The sequence below is a fragment of the Nonomuraea sp. 3-1Str genome (genome assembly GCF_031570565.1).
In the GTDB taxonomy this organism is placed as follows: domain Bacteria; phylum Actinomycetota; class Actinomycetes; order Streptosporangiales; family Streptosporangiaceae; genus Nonomuraea.
On the sequence record NZ_JALHBK010000024.1, the window covers coordinates 59,560 to 83,198 of the forward strand.

The following is a 23,639-nucleotide window of genomic DNA, read 5'->3' on the forward strand; positions in this document are numbered from 1 at the left end:
CGGACTTTCCGGTGGTGGATGCTCAGGGCGTCGTGATGGGGGAGTAGCGGTCGAGGGCTCGTCTGAGCGAGGCGGGGATCTCGGCCGGGGTGAGGGCGCCTGCGGGGTCGCGGCGCATGCACGCGATCGTCTGCCGTCCGCCGGCGACGAGCCGGGCCGGGCCGGCGCCCAGCCGGTAGTAGCGGAAGTCCATGGTCACCCGGTTCGCCTCGATGCCGCCCAGGGACATGCGGATCGACACCTCGTCGAGGGCGTACAGCTCGGCGAAGAACTCGCACGAGCAGTCGGCTGTGACCAGGACGAGGTCGCCGGCGAGCGCCTGGAGGACCTCGGGCGCCTGGTCGGCGAGGAAGCGTTCCCGGCAGCGGCCCTGCCACTCGAAATAGTGGGAGAAGTACACGTTCCCGACGACGTTGGTGTCGGCGAAGGTGACGACCTGGCGGTGTTCGTAGAAGGGAGTCATCGCGTCTCCTGGGTGAGCACGGCGACGACCATGGATCGCGGCGGGCCGTCGGAGCTGTCCAACGTGAGCAGTCCGGACAGGACCGCCAGCCCGGACGGGCCGGTCAGCTTGATCCAGCCGTGCTCGTAGGCCGCCTCGACCTGCAGCGCCTCCGCCTGGCCGGCCTCGGGCAGGCACTTGTGAGCCGTTCTCAGCCGGGAGTCGAGGGTGAGCCGGGACTCGCCCGTCAACCGCGCGAGCTGCTCGGCCTGCCGGGTCCACCCCGGCTCGGGCTGGAACGGCGGCTCGGGACGGAGCGGCGGCTCGCCCAGCTCCAGCCACTCGTCGGTCACGGCCGACGCCCCCGGGCACAGGTCTCCGACCATCCGCTCCAGGTACGGGCCGGTCAGCAGCGCAGGCATGGCGTCCATGCGCAGCGGCCCGGTGTCGAGGAGCCGCAGCCCCGTCCAGCTGAACACCGGCCGCCCGTCCGCCGACCGGGCCACGACGTCGTAGACGTAGTCGGCGCCGTGATGCGACCGTTCGACCGCCTCGACGACCACCTCCGCGGGCGGGGCCGCGCGGCCGTGCGCCTGGAACCGGTCGCAGCCGACCGGCAGGAGCCGCCGGTGCGGCACGCACGCCTGGAGCACGTGGATGGCCGCGTCGTGCAGGGCGGCCTCCCCCAGGACCGGTGACCCCATGTCGAGGTCGTCGCCGGTGGCCGACAGGACGGCGCGGCAGCCGGTGGGGAAGAGGGCCTCGAAGCGGGCCAGCCGCCGGAACGCGGGCCCGTGGAAGAACAGCGGCCCGTACAGGTCGGCCGGATCGTGGGCGGGGGGTTCATCGGCCGGGACGGCGACGTCCGGGGGGCCGGCGGACGTGGCGGCGACCCGGCCGGCGAAGTGCACGGCGGAGAAGTCGGTCTCCGCGCTGCGGATGGTGACCTCCACGTCGCCGCCGGGGTGGCGGAGGGCGTGGATCCGCAGCGTGCGGGTGCCGTCGTCGGGCACGATGACCGGCCGCTCGAACCGCGCGTCCGTGATCGTACGAGCGGGGGTGCCGAGCAGCTCCGCGGCCTGGGCCATGGCCTCCAGGGCGCAGACCGCGGGCAGCAGCCGCACCCCGTCGAGCCGGTGGTCGGCGAGGTACCTGCTCGCCGGGTCGAGCTCGCACTCGGCCGCCAGCTCGACCCCGGGGACGAAGCTGCGGACCCGGTGCAGCAGCGAATGCCGTGACGGGGTGTCCTCCGCGCGGTCGAGCTGGGGCAGCCGGCCGCTGATGACGATGGTCTCGCCGGCCGGGCGCGCCGCGATCGCCTCCAGCAGCAGCTCCGCCCCCCGCTCCACGGGCAGCGTGCCGATGCCGGCGCCGGTGAGCTGCTGGACCACGCCGAGCCGTTCGGCCATCCCGGCCCCGGCCCAGGCGGTCCAGGCGAGCGTCGCGGTGACGCAGCCGGGGGGCAGCTTGCCGGCCAGGGCGCGGACCATGGCCTGGAGCCGCCCGTTGGCCAGCGCGTAGTGGGTCTCGCCGGCCAGCCCGAACCGCCCGATGACCGAGCCGTAGGCCAGGACGAGGCGCAGCCGGTCGGTGTCCAGGGCCGCCAGCACGTTGGCCAGGCCCTCGCACTTGGTACGGGCGTGCTCGGCGAAGTCCTCCTCGGTGAGCTCGCCGAAGCGGGCCGGCCGGTTGACCCCGCCGGCGTGCACGACGCCGGTGATCGGGCCGAGCCCGGACAGCTCGGCCACGGCCCGCCCGACGGCGCTCGCGTCGGTGACGTCGGCGCTGCGGTAGGCCGCGACGACCCCGGCGGCGCGCAGCCGCTCCAGCCCCTCGGCCAGCTCGGGGTCGGCCGCGGGATCGGACCGGCCGATCAACGCCAGCCGCACCCCGTACGCCCCGGCCAGGGTGAGCCCGGCGTGCAGCCCGATCCCCTTGCCCCCTCCGGTGACGAGGACCACCTCGTCCCGGTGGAGGGGAGCCGCGCCGTCCCCGGGGGGCAACGGCAGGTGCCGGACGGCGTACGCCTGCCCGGCGCTGTCCACGCCGTGCCAGTGGGCGTCGAGCTCCGGGTGCTCCTGGCGCAGCGCGGCGACGAACCCGGACGCGCAGTCGGCCTCGTCGGCGACGACCAGGGGCCGCCCTTCGGCGATGGCCTGCCGGGCCGCGGCGAGCAGGCGGCCCACGTCCGCGTCGGCGGGTCCGGCGGGGACGCGCACCCGCAGCGCGCCCTCCGGTTCGGGAGGCTGGACCGGCACGGGGTGCTCGGCGAACAGCCGGAACCATTCCGGCGCGTCGGGCTCGCGCTCGCGAGCCGGGGGGAACGTCTCGACGGCGGCGATCAGGTCGCCGACCGTGGCCTCGGCGATCCGGGGCAGCTCGGCCGGAAGCGCCCTCCCGCACGCCGACGCGCACTCGACGGCGAGCTGTATGACGCGCAGGGAGTTCAGATGCAGGTCGGCCAGGAGGTGGTCGTCGTCGCCGATCGCGTCCGGCTCCAGCTCCAGGGCGGCCGCGACCAGGGCGCGGACGGTCCCGGCCACGCTCCCGCCGCTCGGCAGGGCCGGCTCGGGGGTGCCCGCCCGCGCCGGCTCCGGCGTCTCCCGCCGCGCCGGTTCGTGGGACGGCGCCAGCTCGCACGGGTTGGTGAGGAACACCGGCTCCCGGTCCAGGTCGTACGGCCGATGGAAGCGATGGCTGAACAGGGGCAGCAGCGAGTCCGTCGCGCCCGCCGCGAACAGGGCGGCGGCGCTCTCCAGCAGGCCCTGCCCGCTGCGCTCGCCGGCGTCGACGGACACGGCGGGCGGCGAGGCGCCGAGGTGGGCGATGGCCAGGGCCGCCAGCGTCCGGCCGGGTCCCACCTCGACGAGCAGGTCGCACTCGGCGGCCAGCAGCTCCAGGGCCTGGCGGAACCGCACCGGGTCGGTGATCTGCGCGGCCAGGTGCTGCCGCAGGTCGGTGGCCGCGCCCAGCTCCGCACCGGTCACCGTCGAGAAGACCCGTCCCACCGGCGCGATGAACGGCACCTTGTCCAGGCAGGCGGCGAACGGCGAGGTGGCCTCAGCCACGGCGGGCGAGTGGAAGGCGTGACTGACCTCCAGCTCCTTGGCTGGGAGGCCCGCCGAGCCGGCCCGGCCCAGCGCGGCCGCGATCGCGGTCAGCGGTCCGGCGACGACCGTGGAGGCGCCGTTGTCGGCGGCGACGACCAGGTCCAGGCCCTCGATCAGGGCGGCGGCGCGGTCCGCCGGGGCGGCGATGGACGCCATGCCGGTGCCGGCGGCCCCCACCTCGCTCATGATCCGGCCGCGCTCGGCGACCAGGTCGAGCGCGTCCTCCTCGTCCACGGCTCCGGCCCAGGTCAGCGCGGCGATCTCGCCGACGCTGTGGCCCAGTGCCGCGACGGCCGTCACGCCGAGGCTGTCCAGCCACCTCAGGGCGGCCATCGAGGCCCGGAAGACGGCCGGCTGGACGATGCCGGTGTCGACGCCTTCCTGCCCGGTGAAGTAGGGCCGTGCCTCCTCGAACAGCCGGCCCAGAGCGCCGGCGCCGCCGCGCGCCGGGACGCCCTGGCCGGTGAACATCAGGCCGATCCTGCGGGCCGGTCCGGTCCCGCTGTAGATCCCGGATTCGGCGGCGTCGCGGCCGGCCATGGCCATGGCCTGTCCGGCCCGGCGGGCCAGCTGGGCCGGGTGGTGGGCGGTGAAGGCCACCCGGCAGGCGCGGGGCGGCTCGTCGGCCAGCCGGGCGGCCAGGTCGGTGAGCTCGGCGAAGGAGATGGACTCCGCGCGGCGGGCGATCCGCCGCAGCTTGCCGGTGAGCTCGTCGGGGGTGCCGGCCGTCACGGCGAACACCTCCGCCTCCAGCGGCGCCCGCGCCATCCGCTCCTGTACGGCGGACAACCGGCTGCGCCGCGCCGGGCCGGCGGCCTCGATCACCAGATGGGTGTTGATGCCGCCGAACCCCATCGCGCTGACCGCGGCCCGCACCGGGGCGGCAGGCCAGGGGACGGGCCGCTCCGCGGTCGCCAGGCCGTCTCCGAGCAGTTCGTGCGGCGTGTGCGAGCCGGTGGTGGGCGGGATGATCTGGTGGTGCACGGCCAGCGCCGCCTTGATCAGGCCGGCCGCGCCGGCCGCCGCTTTGGTGTGCCCGATGTTGGCCTTGACGGACCCCACGAACGCGGGGCTCCGGTGCGGCCCCCGGACGGCCCGCATGGCCTCCAGCTCGGCGTGGTCGCCCACCGCGGTCCCGGTGCCGTGCCCCTCGAAGTAGCCGACCGTCTCCGGGCCGAACCCGGCTCGCTCGTAGGCGCGCCGCAGGGCCAGCAGCTGCCCGCCGGCCTCGGGCCTGCTGATGCCGCCGCGGCCGTCGGACGAGACCCCCCAGCCGCGGATGACCGCGATGGGCCGCCGTCCCGTGGCCAGCGCGTCGCCGAGGCGCATCAGCGCGACCATGCCGCATCCCTCGCCCGGCCAGAAGCCGGTGGGGGAGGCGTCGTAGATCCGCATGTCGCCGCGGGCGAGCGCGCCGGTCCGGGCGAACCCGACCAGCTCGAAGGGGTCGAGGCTGAGGTCGACGCCTCCGGCGAGGGCGAAGTCCAGGTCCCCGGCGGTCAGCGCGGCGCAGGCGTGCGCGACCGCGAGCAGCGAGGAGGCGCACGCGCCGTCGACGGTGAAACCGCCGCCGTGCAGGTCGTAATGGTTGCAGATCCGCCCGGCGATGGTGTTGGCCAGCGCTCCGGCGAGGGTCTCGTCGGTGGGCTCCGGGAACGGCGCCTTGTAGAGCTCCTCGGACCGCAGGAGCAGCCGGTCGCGGACGTCCTCGGGGAGGTCCTCGCGGGCCAGGGTCTCCTGCAGGACGCGGCGGACGTACGGCCACCGCAGCCGCATCGCGGTGGCCCTGGTGTAGTCGCCGGTCAGCGTGTTGCCCATGATGACCCCGGCCTTGTCGCGGTTCATCCCGCCGGCGTCGGCGAAGCCCGCCATGGCCAGGGTGTCGGCGGCCACGTCCAGGGCCAGCCAGTGTGCCGGGTCGGTGACGCGATAGGTGGCGCCGGGGACGCGGTGGCGGGCCCGGTCGAACGACCAGCCCTCCAGGACCGCCGCGTAGCGGACGTAGGTCGAGTCCAGGTCGTCGGTGTCGTAGTCGGCGGGGTTCAGCCGAGCCGCGGGGAGCGGCCGGAACGCCCGTCTGCGGGCCATGACCAGCTCCCACAGCCGGTCCGGGCCGGAGGCGTCGGGATAGCGGCAGCCCATGCCGACGATGGCGATGCCGTCTGCCATGGCGATCACCTGGAGGTGGGGACGGCCACCGAGGTGGCGGGGGCCGACACGTCGCCGTGCTGCGCGGCGGCCGCGCGGGCGGCCAGCGCCGCGAGCAGCACTCCGCGGGCGGCGCACACGATGACCAGCGCGAAGAACAGGCCGTACACGATGTGCAGGTGGACGAGCAGGCTGTAGACCGCCGCGGTCGTGACGCCGAACACGACCTGGTTGCGGGGCCGCGTCGGCGTCGTACCAGGGTCGGTGATCATGTAGTTGGTGAACAGGACGAAGGCGACGCCCGTCATGACCACCAGCGCGCTCGTCGTCGCCGTGCCGTCGATCCAGGTACGGATGAGGGCCTGGGCGAAGAACGCGCCGACCCAGCCGAGGATGAGTGGCATCTTCTTGGTGAGCCCGGCGTTGAGCAGGGTGCCGGCGACGAGGATGAAGCCGGGGATCAGCCAGTCGATCGGGCTGGTGACCCACTCGGTGAAGTGGTAGGGCGGCGCGATGCCGACCCACGGGAACACCAGCAGTGTGATCGCGATGCCGGCGTTGGACGGGTTGAGGACGTGACGCCTTCTGCCGGCGACCCGCACGCGGATGAGGTACTTGGTGCCGATCGCGACCGCGACGGCGAACAGCACCGGCAGGAGGCGGTCGTTGGCGTACAGGAGCATGGCGCAGGCCAGGCCCGTGATGTGCGCGGGCAGGAGGAAGTCGAACATCTTCTCGGTCCGGTACTTCGGCTCTCGCCGCTCGGCCCACGCCTCCGCCGTCTCCAGCGCGAGGTCGAGCAGGTAGGCGAACGCCACGGCGGCGACGGGGGTGACGAACGCCTGCTCGAACCCGAGCCAGGCGTGTCCGAGCACCGTGAACACGGTGATCGAGAGAGCGAATCTGCGGAGCGCGGCCGTTCTCGGGTTGCGCTGAGCAGAGGTCATGGCGTCTCCTCCGTGAGGGATGTGATCGAACCGTCGTCTCCGAGACGGAGGCGTTGCCAGCCGGGCGCGAGGTCGGCGGCGGCGGTGCGCGGCCGGCCGCAGGTGTCACGCCAGGTCACCTCGACGGGCACGGACGGCGTGTTCGGGCGAAGGGCGAACATCAGCTCCGCGGCGGTGACGCCGGCGTGCCCGTTGGCGGGGTAGAGCTGACCGGTCCGCAGGCCCTGGGCGCCGGCCTTCAGCCGTACGGTCGCGCCGATGGCGGGGGAGAGGGCGCCGGTGCCGGCGGAGCAGCCACCCGCCGGGCGCATCAGCTGCAGCCCCAGGAACGGCGCGCGTGCCGGCGCGGTGTTGCGGTAGAAGTAGCTCTGCCGCCACTGGTTGGCGACCGCGAAGTCCAGCCGGCCGTCGTGGTCGACGTCGGCCGTGGCGATGCCGCGGGACGGCCCCGGATCGGCCACGCCGAGGTCGCCGGCGATGTCGGCGAACCGGCCGTCGGGGACGCGGGCGAAGAAGGCGTTGGTGTTCTCCCCGGAGATGTCGGCGTCCGGTTGGAAGCGGGGCCACATCGCGGGGTTGGCGAGGAGATCGTCGTTGGTCATGGCGAGCTCCTGCAGGTCGGCCCAGCGGTTGACGTCGCCGCGGAGGAACCCGGTCGCCTGGATGATCTCCGAGACGCCGTCGCCGTTGAAGTCGCCGGCCTTGATGTCCCAGCCCCATCCGCTGCGCGACAGGCCGAGGCTCTCGCTCTCGTCGGTGTAGAGGGCGGTGCCGTCGCCGTCGAAGATCCGCTTCTGGCCGCTGATCCACGCGAAGTTGCTCTCCAGCAGCCCGTACTGCTGGGTGATGTTGCTGACCACGATGTCGGAGACGTCGTCGCCGTTCAGGTCGGTGAACGCGACGCCCATGCCCTTGAAGGAGTCCTTGCCCAGCACCTTGGACTTGGGGGTGGTGAGGTGGCGCGGGCCGAGAACCTCCTCGAAGGCGACCTTGCCGGGACGCGACCGGTTGCGCAGCAGGTGGTCCGGGGCGAAGTCGTTGGCCAGGTACAGCTCGGGAAGCCCGTCGCCGTCGAGGTCCTGGGCGCCGATGGCCAGGGTCCAGCCGTCCGCGACCTCCTTGCCGAAGGCGCCGGCGGCCTCGGCGAACGTCCCGCCGCCCCGGGACAGCAGGACGCGGTTCGTGCCGCCGTTGGCGGCGTTCGACATGGACGCCTGCATCCGCAGCTCGGGCCGTGCCGGGGCCTTCGGGTCCAGGACCCGGGCGCCGTCGGGGAAGTAGTTGCCGACGACCACATCGGTGCGGCCGTCGCCGTCCACGTCGGCCAGCGCCAGCGCCTCGGTGTTCCACAGCTGGTAGGGCTGGACCAGCTCCCGCGCGGTGAAGGCCGCCGGGCCGGTGAGCGGCCCGGCGCCGCGCAGGAACAGCACGGGTGAGCGTCCCCAGTAGTAGACCAGGACGTCGATGGAGCCGTTGTCGTCGTAGTCGCCGGGCACGCAGCCCATCGGCGCCATCGTCGCGTCGTACGGCAGCCCGGCGGGGGTCAGCGGGATCGGCTGGTACCGGTTCTGCGTCTGGGGGGCCGGCTGGAGGGTCACGGTGTCGGCTCGCGGATCGACCAGGCACACGTCGTCCGGACGGGAGTTGCCGTCCAGGTCGGCGAGCCCGACCGCGGCCCCGACCGAGGAGATCCAGTGCCGGATGCCCTGGTAGGCGGGGGCGACCTGGCGGACGGTGCGCCCGCCGGTCGGCGCGTTGAGCGGCTGCTGGGTGAAGGAGAACGACGCGGCGACCCGTTGTGCCTCGGCAGGGGGGATGGCGGGCAGGGCGGCCGCCCAGCCGGTGACGAGGATCGTGAGGAGGGCGCCGAACTTGACCGCGGGGGCCGGCCATCTGCTCATCGGAGAACGTCCTCCGCGTGTCGTTCGTAGGCTCCTCGGATCTCGGCACGCCAGCGTTCGTAGTCGCGGGGCGAGGCCGGCCGGGGGATGCGGGCGAGGGCCTGGTCGGTCCACTCTGCGGCCTGGTGCGGGCTCACCCCGGTCAGCAGGCCGACGGCGCGGGCCGACCCTGACGGGACATGGCCGCCGAGCACGTGCGCCTTGGCCGCGAAGGCGGCGCCCTGGGCGAGGTCCGCGCGGTGGCCGGCGCCGGCGGCGAGCAGGTCGTCCAGCTCGTGGACCACTCCGGTGTAGGCCGCGGCCAGGCCGATGCCGGCCCACAGATCGCCTTGGCGGTGCCGCGGATACGCGCCGATGAGCCGGGCGATCAGGTCCGGGTCGGCGCCGGTGTAGAACCACAGGGCACGGCCGGTTCCCTGGTCCCTGATGGACCTGGTGGCGCCGCGGGCGCCGCGCTCGACCCAGTGATCGTGGAAGACCTTGCGGGCGTTGAAGTACGCCTGGTGGAATCCCCAGCCGTCCCAGGCCAGCCAGGTGAGCATGGGATGGCCGATGCCTCGCCAGCGGGTGCGGCGCAGCCGGGCCAGCGCCCAGCCGGCGCCGACATGGATCAGGTGGGTGTACGCCCCTCCCGTGCCCTCCTCCAGGGCACGCAGCCGCCGGTTCCCGCTCAGGGTGATCGTGTCCAGCAGGGTGCAGCTCATGGCGGCGCCCTCGAAGGCGAAGCCATGCAGGCGGCGCGGCAGGTCGCCGACGTCCGGATCCCCGGTCAGGGCGCTGTTATAACCTTTTCCAAATGCGGCGACAACCTCCAGCAGTTTTTCTCCGACCGGGCTTGATTTTGGCACGAAGCCTGTCAGCCGATTTTCGGGCAGGCGAAATAGCCGGGTAGGCTCCATGGCTGTTCCCGTTCTGATCTGGGCGACCTTCACGGTGAAACTAAGCATTTTTCAAGCAAGGGTCAAGGCGGCTCCGATCGGCCGGACCGGAGCGGCGAATGCGAATTCGGCGACCCCGGCCGGGCGAAATTTGAATGTTTGACCAGCGAGGTCGGCGGCCGTTTTACGCGGCGCCGTGACGGAGTGCGCACGGGCCCGATCCGAATAAGAGCACTTTTCGGCGGGGTAATCAGACATCCGCAATGGTTACGGAGCGGAGACGATCGCCGACGCCCTTCGAATATCGCCGGCCACCTCAAGTGACCCGGGGTTTACATTCGTCCGACAGAAAGGGTCGAGGATTGTCTCCCATGCGTTAGCACGCCTGGGCGCGGGCCGTCGGGGCGGGCGCGATCGTCAGGAGGCGCCGCAATGGCAGATCTTGACGGCATATTCATTGCGGCAGGTCATGTGGAGACCATCCGGCGCCATGATCGTAAATTCGTCCGCGCCGTCACGCCCGCCTCCCCTGGCCGGCCCGGTCGATGTCCTAGGATCTGGTGGGTCGCTCTCCGCTGAACAAGGAGCACCGTGCACGACGCCAGTCCCGCCGCCATCTCGGTCGACCAGTACATCCCCGCGCCGCCGGCGAAGGTGTGGAGCTCCCTGACCGAACCCGAACTGCTCGCCCGCTGGTGGGTTCCCGGTGACATCAGCGCGGTCGTCGGTCACCGGTTCCATCTGCAGATGCCCGGCCGCGACTCGGTGCCGTGCGAGGTGCTGGAGGTCGAGCCGTACGAGCGGCTCGTCTACACCTTCAACACCACCTGGGTCCTGACCTGGCGGCTGGTCGCCGAGGGCAAGGGCACCCGGCTGCTGCTCGAACACTCGGGCTTCGACCTGGACGACAAGCGCGACCGCGCCGCCTTCGAGCGCATGGGCCGCGGCTGGGAGAGCTCGGTCCTGCCGCGGCTCGTGGAGCTCGTCGCCGAGCCGTCCTGAACGGGCGCCGGCCGGTCCCTGACCTGAGCCCGCCAGGCCCGGCCTGTACTCCGTCACCGGCACGTCCGGCCGGCTGAACTCCTCAAGCGCGCCCGGAACCCGCACGGCCGGCTGGTCGCGAGGAATGTCCCGCAACCGCCGCAACCGCCGCCGTAACCGCCGCCGCAGCGCTCCGGCCCCCCGTTCGCAGCCCCTCGCCGGCCGGTCCACGCCCATGCCCTGCGCGGGTCGGCGTGCTCGATCGCGGGCAGCCGGGCGTCGATGGACGTCGCACGCCCCCTCACTTCCGCATCCACTTCACTAACCCATAGTCAGCGCGCCCGAAAATAGGGAGACCTAGACCTGTACCGGGACGATTGATATAGCTGTTTCAAGTAGCAGCACCCTCGACGCCGCCCCGGAGCCGGCGGCAAGGTGGACCGGCCGAGGGTGAACATCGGCACGGCCGATGCGCGATCCACCGCGATCCGGAAGGCGATCACCTGTGCCTCCGGGCCCGCCCCTGATCTCACCCGCTCCGCCCTGTCCGTTCAGCTCGCGCGCAAGGGAGACTCACGTGACGCTCACCCAGCAACAGTCCGCTGAACGGACCGGGGTCAGCCGCCCCTGGCCGGCCGTCGTCGTCAGCGTGCTGATCGGGTTCCTGCTCACCGTCGTCTGGTCGGCCGAGTTCGTCGACCAGGTCATCGGGGAGAACGTCGCCAGCGCCCTGCTCGGCCGCGAGGCCGAGGGCACGGTCATCGGCGGCGTCCTGCCCGGCATCGTCTACGCCTTCGCCACCGGGCTGGGCGGCACCTTCACCGCCTGCAACATCGCCGTCCTCGGCGCGCTCTGCCCGGTCGTCGGGCAGCCTCGCTCGCTCGCCACCCGGGTCGGGGCCGTCTTCAAACCGCTCGGCTGGCTCGCGGCGGGCATGCTCACCGTCTCCGGCCTGTACGGGATCGTCGTCGGACTCGTCGGGACCGCCATGCCGCAGTTCTCCACCGAGCCCTCCGCCCCCGGGGAGCTGTCGGCCAGGAGCGTCCAGTCCATGGTGGCCTTCGGGCTGATCGGGCTGGCCTTCCTCTGGCTCGGGCTCGCCTCGCTCGGCGTCGTGCGCGACCCGCTCGCCCGGCTCACCCGGCGCTTCCCCAACGCGCCGCTGGTCGTCATGGGGGCGCTGATCGGCGGCTTCCTCATCGGCCGGCCGTACGGGCTGTTCCGGCAGCTCTTCCGGGACGCGGCCGAGAGCCACAACCCGGTGTACGGGGCGCTGGCCTTCATGCTGCAGTCCGTCGGCAACATCGTGATCCTCACGGTGCTCTTCGTGCTGCTGGCCGTGGTCATGGGCAGCCGGGTGCAGCGCTGGCTCGCCGCCCGCCCCGGCCGCCTGGCCCTGATCACCGGAGCGGCGTTCATCGTCGTCGGCGTCTTCACCTTCCTCTACTGGGACGTACGGGTGCTCGCCCGGCGCGAGATCATCCCCTGGTACCCGATGATTCCCTGGTAGCCCCGGCGGGGCCGTCGCCGGGCAGCAGCCCCAGCAGGCGGGAGCAGCGGGTCAGGGCCTCCTGCTCCCCCTCCAGGGTCAGCCGCCTGGTCGCCACCGCCTCGAACGGCGAGATCCGGCCCGAGCCGATGTCCACGAACGTCTTGGCGTCGGTGGACACCCGCAGGGCCGCCCGTTCGGCGCCCTCCTGGTGGACCGAGATCCGCCGGTCCTTCACGGCGATGTGGAAGACCTGATCGTCGACGAGGAACTCGTAGGACTCGTCGACCTCGGGGATCTGGTCCCTCCTGATCAGCGCTTCGACGGCCAGCACCCCCCACTGGGGCCGCACCTCGTCCTCGGCGTCGAACGGGTGCGGGACGTTCAGGCCCCAGCGGGCCAGGCCGAGAATCGGCTCACGCAGTCCTTCGCCGAAACGGGTCAGCTCGTAGGAGTGGCCCTTGCCGTTGGAGCGGGGATGCTGCCGGATCACGCCCTGACGGGTGAGCCAGCGGAGCCGTTCGGCGAGCAGGTTGGTGCCGATGCCGGGAAGATTGTGCAGCAGCTCGTTGTAGCGCTGCGGGCCGATGAGCAGCTCCCGGACGATCAGGAGTGTCCATCGCTCGCCGATCACGTCCAGGCCCGCGGCGAGGCCGCAGTACTGGCCGTAGCGTCTGCGTTCGCCGGCGCGGACCGCCGACTCGTTTGCCATACTAATAAACTCTATAGCGACGAGCCGGTTCTCCCGGTGACGGATGTGACGGAGGGGCTCAGCGCCCGGCGCGGGCGCGGGCGACGATGGAGCGAAGGACCACAGGGCCCGCCAGCGACTGGAAGTTGATCCCCGGGTCGAGCTGCTTGACCTGCCCTTCGATGGCCAGCAGCGCCATGAGCGGGAAGATGAACTCGGCGCGGGAGAAGGCCCGGTGCCGCCGCTGGACGGCGAAGAAGCGGGCGGCGAACCCGGTCAGGGAGAAGCTCCCCGCGGTCAGCCCCGTGATGGAGCCGATCAGGTGCTCCATGTCGCGGCGGAACGCCTTCTCGTGCTCCGGCGAAACGGGCTGGGCGGCCGCGGCCAGGGCGTGGGTGGCGCAGACCTCGGCGTTGCCGCTGGACATCCCGAGGAAGAACTCGGCGAAGTGCGTCCGCATCTCGTCGTCCAGCTCATAGGTGAACCCGGCGTCGACGATCGCCAGCCGCCCGTCGGGCAGCTCCCACCAGTTGCCCGGGTGGAGGTCGCAGTGGACGACGCCGTTGACGAAGAGCATCTCGTACAGGGTCAGGACCAGCCGCTTGGCGGTCCGCCGGGGATCGGCGAACCGCCGGCCGCCGGCCTGCCCGGGGAGCCAGGTCATCGTCAGCACGTCGGGCCCGCTCGCGTCGTCCAGGACCCGGGGGAAGACGACGGGCAGGACCAGTTCGAGGTCTTCGAGCCGGCGCAGGGCCGCGGCCTCGGCGACCAGGTCGGTCTGCCGGCGCACCGACGCGCACATCTCGTGCACCACATGCCGCAGCGTCGGCCCCGAGCGCCGGAGCAGCGCGCCGGCGATCCCGGTCATCGCCGTGATGAGGCCGAGGTCGACCCGCAGCCGCTCGGCGGCGGTGGGGTGGATCGTCTTCACGGCGGCGTCGACGCCGCCGACGAGGTGTCGCTCCACCGAGGCGACCGATCCGATCTCCACGCCCTCCTCGGCGCCGCCGGCCCGGCCGCGGGCCAGGCCCGACTCCAGCTCCTCGCAGAACGCGGCCGCGAAGAGGTCCCTGCGGCTGGACAGCATCTGACCGACCTTGATGAACGCCGGGCCCAGCCGCCACAGGGCCGCGCTCACGACGGCGCCCGCGTCCCGGAGGATCCGCTCACGGCGGCCACGCCCGGCGTGCCGCACCAGGGACCCGGCCATCGACGCCGCCACCCCGCACAGAACGACGGCGATCTGAGCGGTCCGGACCACCGGCCAGGCGAGGTCGCGCAGCGGGTGCCGGTCCGCGGCACTCACTTCGGGCCCCCCGCCCGCCGGGTCGCGGCAGCGGCGTCCGCGGGGACCGGGGGAGCGGCGGCCAGGTGCCGCCGCAGACAGTCCAGGTAGTCGGCCCAGCCGCGCGCGTAGCCGTCGGCCAGCTCCGGCGGTGGATGCAGGTGCCGCAGCTCCAGAGTGGACCCTGTCCGCGCGGCCGCGCCGACCCGCACCTCGACCGTGCTGTCCGAATATCCTTCGTCCTGCAGAAGGAGACGGTATTCGCCGACGCTCCCGCGCCGGCGGCAATCGAGCACCGTCGCGTATTTCACATGCGTCTCTCCGGAATCCTCGGTGAATCGCAGGGAATAGCGCCGGTCCGGTTCCAGGCGACACGGTGTGAACCAGGCGGAGACGGACCCGGGTGAGGACACGGCCTCCCACAGATCGGCGAAATCGCAGTCGAAATGGCGACGGAGGGATACGGTGGCGGAATCGGCTCCCGAATCTCTGTCCGCGGGCATGGGGTCACGGTAACACGGCGATATCGACGACGGAACGGCGTCAGCCCCGGCATATCACGCGCGCAGGGCAGCAATTTCGGAGAAGTGCGGCGGTACGGGCGCGGCTAGAATCTGGTCATTTGCTGCCGGAATACGGGGGCGTCCGAATGAGCAGGAAATCCGCGCCATCCGCCGGGACGGCCCGCGACGACAGCGACGGCGGCGACGTCGGCCTCGAATTGCCGCGGCCGATGGCCGTCGTGGCCACCGCGATGGTCGCCGCCATGCTGGAATTCGGCTCGCGAACGGGACTGAGCGCGGCACTGGCCGAGGGCCCGTCACAGGCGGCCGAGCTCGCCGAGGCCACCGGCGGCGACGCGCGGCTGGCGGAGGAGTGGCTGCGCGGCATGGTCGCCGCCGGACTGGCCGCCCATGACGGCTCCCGCTACGCCTGGCTGCCGGAGGTCCGGCCGTACATCGGCGGCATGATGGACGTCGGGCCGGGTGTGGCGCTGTTCGGCGCCCTGACCCGGTCCGTCCCCCAGGTCGCGGAGGCGTACCGCGCCGGGGGAGCCTTCGCGGACGTGTGGTACCCGCGCGAGCTCGCCGACGCCATGCAGCGGATGAGCGCCCAGTGGACCAAGGTCATCCTGCCGGACGTCTGGCTGCCCGCCGTTCCGGGGCTCACCGACACCCTGCGGGGCGGCGGACGGGTGGCCGAGATCGGCTGCGCGTCCGGGGAGACGCTGGAGACGCTGGCGGCGGCGTTCCCCCGGATCACGGCGGACGGATTCGACCTCGACGAGCGGCTGACCAGCGCCGGCAACGCCCGGCTGGCCGACAGGGGCCTGGCCGGCCGGGTCACGCTCAGCCCCCTGGACGCGACGACGGCCCTGAACGGCGAGTACGACCTGATCGTCGCCCTCAGCGTGCTGCACGACGTGAGCGACCTGCCGCGGCTGCTGCGCGCGGCGGCGTCCGCGCTGCGCCCCGGCGGCACCCTGCTGGTGGTGGAGTCCCCGCCGCTGACGGGCCCGGCGGCGGCGATGCTGCTGGCGACCAGCGTGCTGTACTGCGTCCCCGCCACCGCCGCCCGGGGCGGCCAGGCGCTGGGCACCATGGGGCTCACCCCCGACGTGCTGGTGCCCATGGCCGCCGACGCGGGTCTGGCGCCGGTCACGACCCTTCCCGCCGTGCACCCGCTCGTGTCGGCGTACGCGTTCGGCAAGGCGGGAGCGCGGCCGCCGGGCGACGCCGAGCCGGGGGAGACGGCGCGGGAGGAGCAGGCCGTCCCGGACCACCTCCCGCGCGTCGGCCGGCTCCGCCTGGCCGGCCGGGCCGTCCAGCTCGCCGCGCGGGTGGCCGCCGCGTCACTGCACATCGTCTCGATGTGGGTCCTCGACCGGCTCGTCTCGGGGAAGGTGAAGGCGCAGGCGCGCGGGACCCGGCGTCTCGTCCTGCACCTGGAAGGCATGGGGCCGACCTACGTGAAGTTCGGTCAGATGCTGGCCAGTCGCGCCGACCTGTTCCCCGCCCACGTCACCGCGCGGCTGGCCGCCCTGCACGACGACGTCACCCCGATGGGCGCCGGGGAGTTCGCCCGGCAGCTCGCCCGGGCGGTGCGGCAGGAGCCGCGTTTGAGCCGGCTCAAGGTGATGGATCGCTGCATCGGCAGCGGCAGCATCGCCTGCGTGTACGAGGCCCTGGACGCGGACGGCCGTCCGCTGGCCGTGAAGCTGCAGCGCGAAGGCGTGGCCGAGTCGATGTCGATCGACCTCACGCTGCTGACCGCGCTCACCCGGGTCGCCGAGCGGCTGCCCGCCGCGGGCGGCGCGCCCATGGCCGACCTCGTCGGCTACATGTCGCGGGCCCTCTACGGGCAGATCGACTTCTTCCGCGAGGCGGCGTACCTGCGCCGCCTGGCCACCAACCTCGCCCGGTACGACGAGATCATCGTGCCGCGGCTGCACGAGGAGTACACCTGCGCCACGGCCCTGGTGACCGACCTGGTCCCGGGCCTGACCGACGGCGCCCCGGCCGGTGTGGACCCCGCGACGGGCGACCGGGTCGCCGCGCGGGTGCTCGACGCCGTCGGCTCGATGATCTTCAAGGACGGTTTCGTCCACTGCGACCTGCACCCGGGCAACATCTACATCCGCTCCGACGGCACGGTCGTCATCCTGGACGCCGGCTACTGCGTGGAGATGCCCGAGGCGGTCCAGCACGCCCTGCGGGACTTCTTCATCAACCTGGCCCTGCGCAACGGCGTCCGGTGCGGAGAGATCATGTACGACTCGGCGTTCCCCGGCGGGCCTCCCGCCCGGCACACCGCGGCCGATCGGCGCGCGTTCGCGGGCGAGATCGCCGAGCTGGTCCGGACGGCGACGGAGCCGGGCGGACGGTTCGACATGACGGACTTCGGCCCCCGCGTCTTCGAGTCGCAGAACAGGTTCGGGGTGCACCCGCCGGCCGACTTCGCCTTCCCGCTGATGTCCTTGATGATCGTGGAGGGGACGCTCCGGCGCTGGTGGCCCGACCTGCAGATCCCCGCCGCCGCGGGAGTGGGGTGAGCGCCGTCAGACCTGGGCGGCCCGCTGGAGCGTGTGCTGCCAGGTGGCCAGGAACCGGTCGCGGAGCACCTCGCGCGTCTCCGTGTCCAGGTCCAGCGCCGACCACCCCGTGTGCCGCACCCGAAGCTCCAGCGACGACGCGTTCGCCGTGACGGCGACCTCGGCCTCGGTGGGCGGGGACCCGCGGACGGCCTCGATGCCGAGGGCGATCAGGTCGTCGAAGTGCACGCGCCAGCGGAGGATGGGGAACGGCCGCGGCCCCTCGGAGTCGACGACGTAGAACCAGCGCGGCGGCCATGCGGGACCGGACAGCGGCAGCCACTCGCCCAGCACGGCCCGGTGCAGCGGCCGCCATCCCGGCCTGTCGAGCGTGCAGCGCACGCTGATGTCGGGGATCGGGCCGCCGCCCGCGGCTCCCGCGACCTCGGCCCCCGGCCCCGCCGGCGCGACCGGCAGAGCCGCCGCCAGGCGGTCGAACCGATGCTGCCACAGCAGCCTGACCTGGTAGACGGTCGCCGGGTCCGCCGCGTCCAGGGCCTCGGTGACGCGCAGCCGCACCGGCCCCGAGCCGAGCACCTCCAGCCGGACGGCGCTGAGGGGACTCACCCCGAGGTACGCGGAGGTGAACTCGAGGGCCCGGCCCGGCACGATCGACTCGATCCAGACGCGGTACACCGACGACGAGCCCGTGGAGACGGTCAGCTCCTGGGCGATGTGGGTGATGTCCCTCTCCAGCCGCCCCCACCACGCCTGGGCGCGCCCGGCGTCCACCAGCATCCGCCAGACGGTCGCGGCGTCGGACGGCAGCTCTACCGAGTGCTCGACGGTGAAACCCCTCACCCCTGCCTCCGCGGTGTCCGTGTGGTCCAGTCCTGACAGCCGGAACCCCAGGTGTAGACGGTGTGGTCGGCCACCTGGGCGCGGAGGACGCGGTCCCGCCGGCCGACCGGCTGATGCCGCGCGGCCCGGCCGGGCCGGCAGAGCTCCACCAGACGCCGCACGGACGCGTCGTCCAGGGCCAGGGAGCTGCCGCCGATCCCGCCGATCGCCGCCACCGGGCGATCGGGCGTGGGCTGGGGCCCGCCGAGCGCGATCTCGTCGGGAGCCGGGCGCCGCTCGTCCAGGAGGTGCTCGGTGATCTGGACGCCCCAGGCCGGCGGCACGATCGCGAACCCGGCCCGGCCCGCCATGGCCGCGGCGGCCGCGCCCATCCCGACCGCCGACCAGAGGGACCACTCGGCGGTGACGACGCGCATCCCGGGATGCTCCTGGCGCAGCCGGGCCGCCTCGCGCCGCAGGAGCTCGTTGGCCAGCGCGTACGCGCCGAACAGCCGGTGCGGCCGGCGGGACTCGGTCGAGCCGAACGCCACCACCGAGCGCAGCCCGGCCGGGGCCAGCGCGCCCACCAGGGTCCGCAGCGCTCTCGCCTTGCCGACGGCCAGCCGTTCCAGCTCGTCGCCGGCCAGCTCGGCCAGGGGGCTCAGGTGCAGCTCGCCCGCGGCGTGCACGAGCCGCATGATCGGGAACGGGGCCGCCGGAACGTCCGCGGTGACATCCGTCCGGTCGACGATCACGCGGGTGCGCGTGACGAGGGCGGCCAGCCGCCGCCGGGCCGCCGGCGGCAGGCTCTCGGCGGGGCGCCTGTCCAGCAGCCACAGCGGGTGCCCGGCGGCGGCGAGCCGCGAGGCCAGCACCAGGCCGATCCCGCCGAGCCCGCCGCTGATCGCCACCCCGGCCGGCTCGCGGTCCGGGGCGGCGCCGGGGAGCCGGTACTGCATCCAGCGCGGCGGGCGCGGATGGAAGGACGCGTGGCGGCCCTGCACGACCTCGCGGCAGCGCAGCCGGGGCCATTCGCCCGACGCCGCCTGGAGCAGGCTGCCGCCGCCGGCGCCGCGGTGGGCAAGGGTGAGCGGGACGTCGCGGGCCACCGCCCGCCTGATCCCGTCGAGGAGGAGCGTGGCGTCGCCGGGACGCCAGCGGCTCCCCAGCTCGACGACCACCCCGTCGTCACCCGAGTGAATTCTTGAATCAGAATTCGACGTCGCCACCGGGGCGCAACGGAGCGGCGGGCAGGGGCTGGGGACGAATGTCAAATCCGTGCTCGGTGCGATTAGGTTGCCCATCGCGGCCCTTCCGTGGACTCCCATGATCGGCGAATCGGCTTTCCCGAGTCATGCCGACGGTATCCGATCACCAGAGCGTCCGCCAGCTCCGATACCGCCGATCACAGGGGTGGGCAAGGTGGGAGAAGTTTTGTCACCCGGCCCCTCCTAACGTGAATTCCGTAGCCACAACTTCGCCCTTCGGAGGCAACAGATGGCAATTGATCTATGCAATAAGTCCCCGGAATCGGTGGGCAATCCCGATCCTCAGTCATCGCTTCCGGTCGAGGCTCCGCCGCTTGAGTCGCTGCGCGACGAGCAGCGCGACGCGCTCAACTTCGCGTACCGCACGACGCTCAGCATGGACCCGCGCTTCGTGGCCGGCGACCCCGCCGCCTGGTGCAGCGACTTCGGCTACGCCCTGAACCGGGCCGCCGTCCGCGTCGACAACCGCACCGACGAGGAGCTGCAGCACGACGCGCTGCACCACCCCGACCCGGTCATGCGCGAGCAGGCCGTCTTCGAGTACGCCGACCGTGACCTGCCCGACGCGTTCGAGCTGCTCACCGAGGTCATCAGGCACGAGAAGCACCGCGAGGTCCGTTGGGACACGCTCTGGGCCATGGAGAAGCTCGGCGGCCCGCACGCGATCGCGGCGCTGCGCCGCTTCGCCACGGACTCCGACCCCGAGATCGCCGAGTGGTCCAAGCTGTTCGCCAGCGAGCTCACCACCGGTGACCCCGCCTTCGACGGCCGCAGCGGCGTCTTCACCGAGGGCCGGACCTTCGACGAGACCATCTACCTGCTCATCCACTGCGACCTGTACGTCCGGCTGGACGACACCAACCGGCACTGGGGCAAGGTCTCGCTCGGCCCCCTCGGCCTGGCCCGGATCTACGGGCAGGCGCACGCGTGCCCGAACGTGGCCACCCGCGAGAAGCAGCTGCTCATGGCCAAGACCATCAGCGGCCTGCACGCCGACGGCTCGCCGCACATGGACAACTACCTGTTCCGCGGCTTCACCGACCGGTCCAGGCGCGACCGCGGCAACTTCTTCTTCGAGTCGCAGGTCCCGCGGACGTTCTTCAAGTCCGGCCGGGCCGACGACGACTCGATGGGCACCCACGACACGCGGATCGGCTTCGCCCGCTACGGCACCTGGCACCTGGACCCGACGCTGAAGGTCCGCGGCGAGGACGCCATCAGGTACGTGCGCGGCCGCTTCCAGGGCTGGGGCTACACGAACGTCGCCGGCGTCGCCGGCAAGTCCCTCGAGGAGATCCTGCAGCCCGGCAACGGGATCCTGTCGACCATGCACGACCCCGAGGTCAGGGACCTGACCAACGTCTTCATCCTCGGCACCTTCAAGGGGAAGCTGAACGACTGGGACGGCGACGGCCGGATCGACCTCAACTCCCGCGACGTCTACAGCACGGTCGACGGCGAGGTCGACAGCGACCAGGACGGCATCGCCGACGAGCCGGGGCGTACCTGCTGCGACCACCGCGCCGTGGGCCTCTAGCCCGCCGTCACCACAGGCCGATCTCACACTCCCCGAAAGGAACAACCATAATGACCACTCCCGCAAAGACCACCGTCTTCGGCCGGCCGGTCACGACCGACGGGGTGCCCAACCTGTACGAGGGCACGCCGGTCGTCAGGTGGGCGACGCCCGAGGCCGGAATCGACAATCTCGGGCTCCACAGCTGGGACACGTTCGCCATTCCCGGGGTCGGCGAATTCGACGTCGAGTTCGATGGTTACGTCCGGGTGGTCCGGTCCCAGCCCACCGACAACGAATGGGCCGACGCCGAGGTCTACACCAACCTCATCGAGATGAAGATGACCGGGGAGTCGGAAGAGCTGGGGACCATCACCGTCAGCCTCAACCCGACCTGCCTGTCCGCCGGCCAGATCCGCACCCCCTTCGACCCGTACGCCGGTGAGGGCCCCGCGGCCAAGGCGTGCCGGATGGCGGTCGGCTGCCTGTTCGACATGCCCAAGCTGGGCAAGACGCTCTTCAACAAGGAGCCGGTCATCCTCACCATCGACGACGTCCGCTCGATCCCGCCGGCGGGAGCCCCCGGCAAGGGCCAGATCTACCGGATGCTGCCGCTGATGGACCTCACGGACCCCGACGGCATGCCGGTCGGCTACCTGACCAGCCTGCGGTTCAACATGGGCGGCTACCTGGCCCCGGAGCGGTTCGCCTGATCCGGGCGCAACCAGTCCCCAGCCCCTGCTGATCGAGCCGAGGAGCCATGACCGCTGTCGAATCACTGCCCGACGATCTCACCGTCCCGCTCATGGAGCCGTCGCCCTTCCCGCCCTTCCGGTCGTCGGCCCAGCCGGTCGCGCACGACCGGTGGGAACGGGTGGTCGCGTCGGTGACCGTCCCGGCCGACCTGGACGCCGCGTGGACGGCGCTGACCGACCCCGACCGGGTCGGAAAGTGGTTCGCGAGGACCGGGGCGACCTGGGCCCGCGAGGGCGAGCGGAGCATGCTCGACTTCCGTGACGGCGAGTTCTTCTGGTGTCACACCGACGTCGTCGAGCCGCCCGGCGCGGACGGTCACTCGGCCAGGCTGGGCTATCGATGGCGGTGGGTGGGCGTGGGCCCGGCCACGCGCGTGACGTGGCAGCTCACCGCCATGGGCGCCGCCACCACGGTGACCGTCACGGAGATCAGCTCGAACGGGCCGTCGGACTGGCGGAGCTGGAACGGCACGGGCTGGCCGGGCATCCTCGACCAGCTGTCCGACCACGTCCAGACCGGACGTGACGTGCGCTGGACCTGGCGGCGCATGGGGCCCTACGTGCAGACCGAGCTGCCCGTCCCGGCCTACGAGGCGTGGGCGGCGCTGACCGCCGTCCCGGCGTTGCAGTACTGGACGGGCCGCACGTCGGGCTCGCTGAACGTCGACGACCCGATGACGTTCGTGATCGGCGACGCCAGCGGAAGCTGCGTCCTGACGGTCACCGAGCACATCGAGGCCGGCCAGCGGTTCCCGTCGTACCTGCCGAGCCTGCACTTCCGGCTCGACCGGGGCGGATGGCCGGACCAGCTGTCCGGCCACCTGTGGATCGAGCCGACGCACCTCGGCGGCAGCCTGCTGCAGGTCTTCCACTACGGGTGGGAGATGTTCGGCTCGACGGAGACCGCCCCGCACGACCGCACCCTGCTCACCCAGTTCTGGGCCGCCGCCTTCGACCGTCTCGGCAATCTCGTCCGGCGGATGTCCCCGCCGGACATGCCGGACGGCATGCCCGGATGACGGTCACCTCGCGCAAGTTCCCCACCCATCCACCACGGAAGGACCGGCGATATGGCACACGCCGAGGACGAGCTTCACCCGCTGTATCAACCGCACCTCCGCCACGACCCCTTCCCCGTCTACGCGCAGATGCGGGAGGAGGGACCGGTCCAGCTCGTCAAGGAGCCGCGCGGCATCGAACACTGGGTGATCACCCGGTACGACGAGGCGCGGGCCGCGCTCGCTGACCGCCGGCTCTCCCGCGACCCCCGGAACATGTGGGACGTCATGCGGCAGACCGAGCTGTACGACGAGGGCGAGGAGGACTCCGAGCCGCACATGCTCAACGCCGACCCGCCCGAGCACACCCGGCTCCGGCAGCTGGCGAACAAGGCGTTCAGCGCCGAGCGGGTGCAGCGGCTGCGCCCGCGCATCCAGCAGATCACCGACGAGCTGCTCGCCGAGATCGACACCTCCAGGCAGTTCGACTTCATGAGCTCGTTCGCCGCGCCGATGCCGATCAAGGTCATCTGCGAGCTGCTGGGCGTGCCGTTCCAGGACGCCGTGAGCTTCACCAACTGGGTGCTGGCGGCCCTGACCCCGACCTACGTCACGGGCGAGCGGATCCGCCCGTACGAGGCCAACCGGCTGCTGCGGGACTACTTCGTCGACCTGGTCGCCCGTAAGCGCGCCGAGCTCAAGCCCGGCTCCGGGCACGAGGAGGAGCAGCCCGACCTGCTCAGCGCCCTGATCGTGGCGTCCGACTCGGGCAGCACGTTCACCGAGAAGGAGGTCGTCTCCACGGCCAACCTGCTGCTCATCGCGGGCTACAAGACGACCGTGAACCTCATCGGCAACGGCATGCTGGCGCTGCTGCAGAACCCCGGCGAGATCGACCGGCTGCGCGCCGACATGTCGCTGATGCCGTCGGCCGTGGAGGAGCTGGCCCGTTACGACGGCCCCGTGGAGCGGGCGATGCTGCGGGTGGCCACCGAGCCCATCACGATCGGCGAGGTGACGATCCCGGCCGGAGCGCTGGTGACCATCGCCAACGCGTCGGCCAACCGCGACGAGCGCAGGTTCGACGAGGGCGAGCGGCTCGACGTGAGCCGCGGCGACCGCAACCACCTGGCGTTCGGCTACGGCATCCACTACTGCATCGGGGCGCCCCTGTCCCGCCTGGAGACGGAGATCGCGTTCACCTCGCTGCTCAACGAGTTCTCCGAGATGACGCTGGCCCTGCCGGTCGAGAAGCTGGAGTACCGAGAGACGGGCGTCCTCCGCGGACTCGGCGAGCTGCCGGTCTGGTTCACCCGGACGGGCGACGGCGCCGCGCGTTAGCGGCCCGGACCGGCACGC

At 72.5% G+C, this 23,639-nt stretch carries 17 protein-coding genes; 7 read left to right on the forward strand and 10 right to left on the reverse strand.

Features of this window, described 5'->3' with window-relative positions; genetic code table 11:
• Positions 1-22 precede the first annotated feature (22 nt).
• The 5 genes from MTP10_RS30625 to MTP10_RS30645 are packed head-to-tail and all read right to left on the reverse strand — an operon-like array spanning position 23 to position 9,495.
• Positions 23-463, reverse strand: a complete 441-nt coding sequence (locus tag MTP10_RS30625) for an acyl-CoA thioesterase (RefSeq protein WP_310713536.1) — start codon at positions 461-463, stop codon at positions 23-25.
• Entirely contained in the window at positions 460-5,721 is a 5,262-nt protein-coding gene (locus MTP10_RS30630) for an SDR family NAD(P)-dependent oxidoreductase (RefSeq protein ID WP_310713538.1), read from the reverse strand. Before MTP10_RS30630 ends, MTP10_RS30625 begins: the two co-directional genes overlap by 4 nt.
• A gap of 5 nt (positions 5,722-5,726) precedes the next feature.
• Positions 5,727-6,647: an enediyne biosynthesis protein UnbU gene (locus MTP10_RS30635; RefSeq protein ID WP_310713539.1), complete on the reverse strand. Its 921-nt coding sequence runs from the start codon at positions 6,645-6,647 to the stop codon at positions 5,727-5,729.
• Entirely contained in the window at positions 6,644-8,548 is a 1,905-nt protein-coding gene (locus tag MTP10_RS30640) for a CRTAC1 family protein (protein ID WP_310713540.1), read from the reverse strand. The genes MTP10_RS30635 and MTP10_RS30640 overlap by 4 nt, the downstream gene beginning before the upstream one ends.
• The gene (locus MTP10_RS30645) at positions 8,545-9,495 is read right to left on the reverse strand and encodes a DUF1702 family protein (RefSeq protein WP_310713543.1); all 951 of its coding nucleotides are present in this window, start codon (positions 9,493-9,495) and stop codon (positions 8,545-8,547) included. Before MTP10_RS30645 ends, MTP10_RS30640 begins: the two co-directional genes overlap by 4 nt.
• A 522-nt stretch (positions 9,496-10,017) precedes the next feature.
• Here MTP10_RS30645 and MTP10_RS30650 point away from each other — a divergent pair.
• On the forward strand, positions 10,018-10,428 hold the full coding sequence (locus MTP10_RS30650; RefSeq protein WP_310713544.1) for an SRPBCC domain-containing protein: 411 nt from the start codon (positions 10,018-10,020) through the stop codon (positions 10,426-10,428).
• Between the two features lie 556 nt (positions 10,429-10,984).
• Positions 10,985-11,917, forward strand: a complete 933-nt coding sequence (locus tag MTP10_RS30655) for a hypothetical protein (protein WP_310713546.1) — start codon at positions 10,985-10,987, stop codon at positions 11,915-11,917.
• Here MTP10_RS30655 and MTP10_RS30660 read toward each other — a convergent pair.
• The 3 genes from MTP10_RS30660 to MTP10_RS30670 are packed head-to-tail and all read right to left on the reverse strand — an operon-like array spanning position 11,886 to position 14,375.
• Positions 11,886-12,608 (reverse strand): winged helix-turn-helix transcriptional regulator, encoded by a 723-nt coding sequence (locus tag MTP10_RS30660; protein WP_310713548.1) that lies wholly within the window; start codon positions 12,606-12,608, stop codon positions 11,886-11,888. The two genes, MTP10_RS30655 and MTP10_RS30660, sit on opposite strands and share 32 nt — an antisense overlap.
• Positions 12,609-12,666: 58 nt before the next feature.
• Complete coding sequence (locus tag MTP10_RS30665; RefSeq protein WP_310713550.1) at positions 12,667-13,893, reverse strand: AarF/UbiB family protein; 1,227 nt, start codon at positions 13,891-13,893, stop codon at positions 12,667-12,669.
• Complete coding sequence (locus MTP10_RS30670; protein ID WP_310713552.1) at positions 13,890-14,375, reverse strand: hypothetical protein; 486 nt, start codon at positions 14,373-14,375, stop codon at positions 13,890-13,892. The genes MTP10_RS30665 and MTP10_RS30670 overlap by 4 nt, the downstream gene beginning before the upstream one ends.
• Before the next feature lie 146 nt (positions 14,376-14,521).
• Here MTP10_RS30670 and MTP10_RS30675 point away from each other — a divergent pair, with 146 nt between their 5' ends.
• A complete protein-coding gene (locus tag MTP10_RS30675) occupies positions 14,522-16,924 on the forward strand; it encodes an AarF/UbiB family protein (RefSeq protein ID WP_310713554.1) in 2,403 nt (800 codons plus the stop codon).
• Positions 16,925-16,930: 6 nt separating this feature from the next.
• Here the strand turns inward: MTP10_RS30675 and MTP10_RS30680 are convergent, their stop codons facing one another.
• Positions 16,931-17,764, reverse strand: a complete 834-nt coding sequence (locus tag MTP10_RS30680) for a hypothetical protein (protein ID WP_310713555.1) — start codon at positions 17,762-17,764, stop codon at positions 16,931-16,933.
• Positions 17,761-18,924, reverse strand: a complete 1,164-nt coding sequence (locus MTP10_RS30685) for a KR domain-containing protein (protein WP_310713557.1) — start codon at positions 18,922-18,924, stop codon at positions 17,761-17,763. Before MTP10_RS30685 ends, MTP10_RS30680 begins: the two co-directional genes overlap by 4 nt.
• A gap of 352 nt (positions 18,925-19,276) precedes the next feature.
• On the opposite strand from MTP10_RS30685, the gene MTP10_RS30690 reads away from it, so the two are divergent.
• The 4 genes from MTP10_RS30690 to MTP10_RS30705 are packed head-to-tail and all read left to right on the forward strand — an operon-like array spanning position 19,277 to position 23,621.
• Positions 19,277-20,548, forward strand: a complete 1,272-nt coding sequence (locus MTP10_RS30690; RefSeq protein WP_310713559.1) for a HEAT repeat domain-containing protein — start codon at positions 19,277-19,279, stop codon at positions 20,546-20,548.
• Positions 20,549-20,598: 50 nt separating this feature from the next.
• Positions 20,599-21,240 carry a DUF6073 family protein gene (locus MTP10_RS30695; protein WP_310713562.1) on the forward strand — a complete coding sequence of 214 codons (642 nt, stop codon included), beginning with the start codon at positions 20,599-20,601 and terminating at the stop codon, positions 21,238-21,240.
• Between the two features lie 47 nt (positions 21,241-21,287).
• Positions 21,288-22,301, forward strand: coding sequence for an SRPBCC domain-containing protein (locus MTP10_RS30700; RefSeq protein WP_310713564.1), 1,014 nt, complete (start codon positions 21,288-21,290; stop codon positions 22,299-22,301).
• Between the two features lie 51 nt (positions 22,302-22,352).
• Complete coding sequence (locus MTP10_RS30705) at positions 22,353-23,621, forward strand: cytochrome P450 (RefSeq protein ID WP_310713566.1); 1,269 nt, start codon at positions 22,353-22,355, stop codon at positions 23,619-23,621.
• The last annotated feature ends 18 nt before the right edge of the window (positions 23,622-23,639 follow it).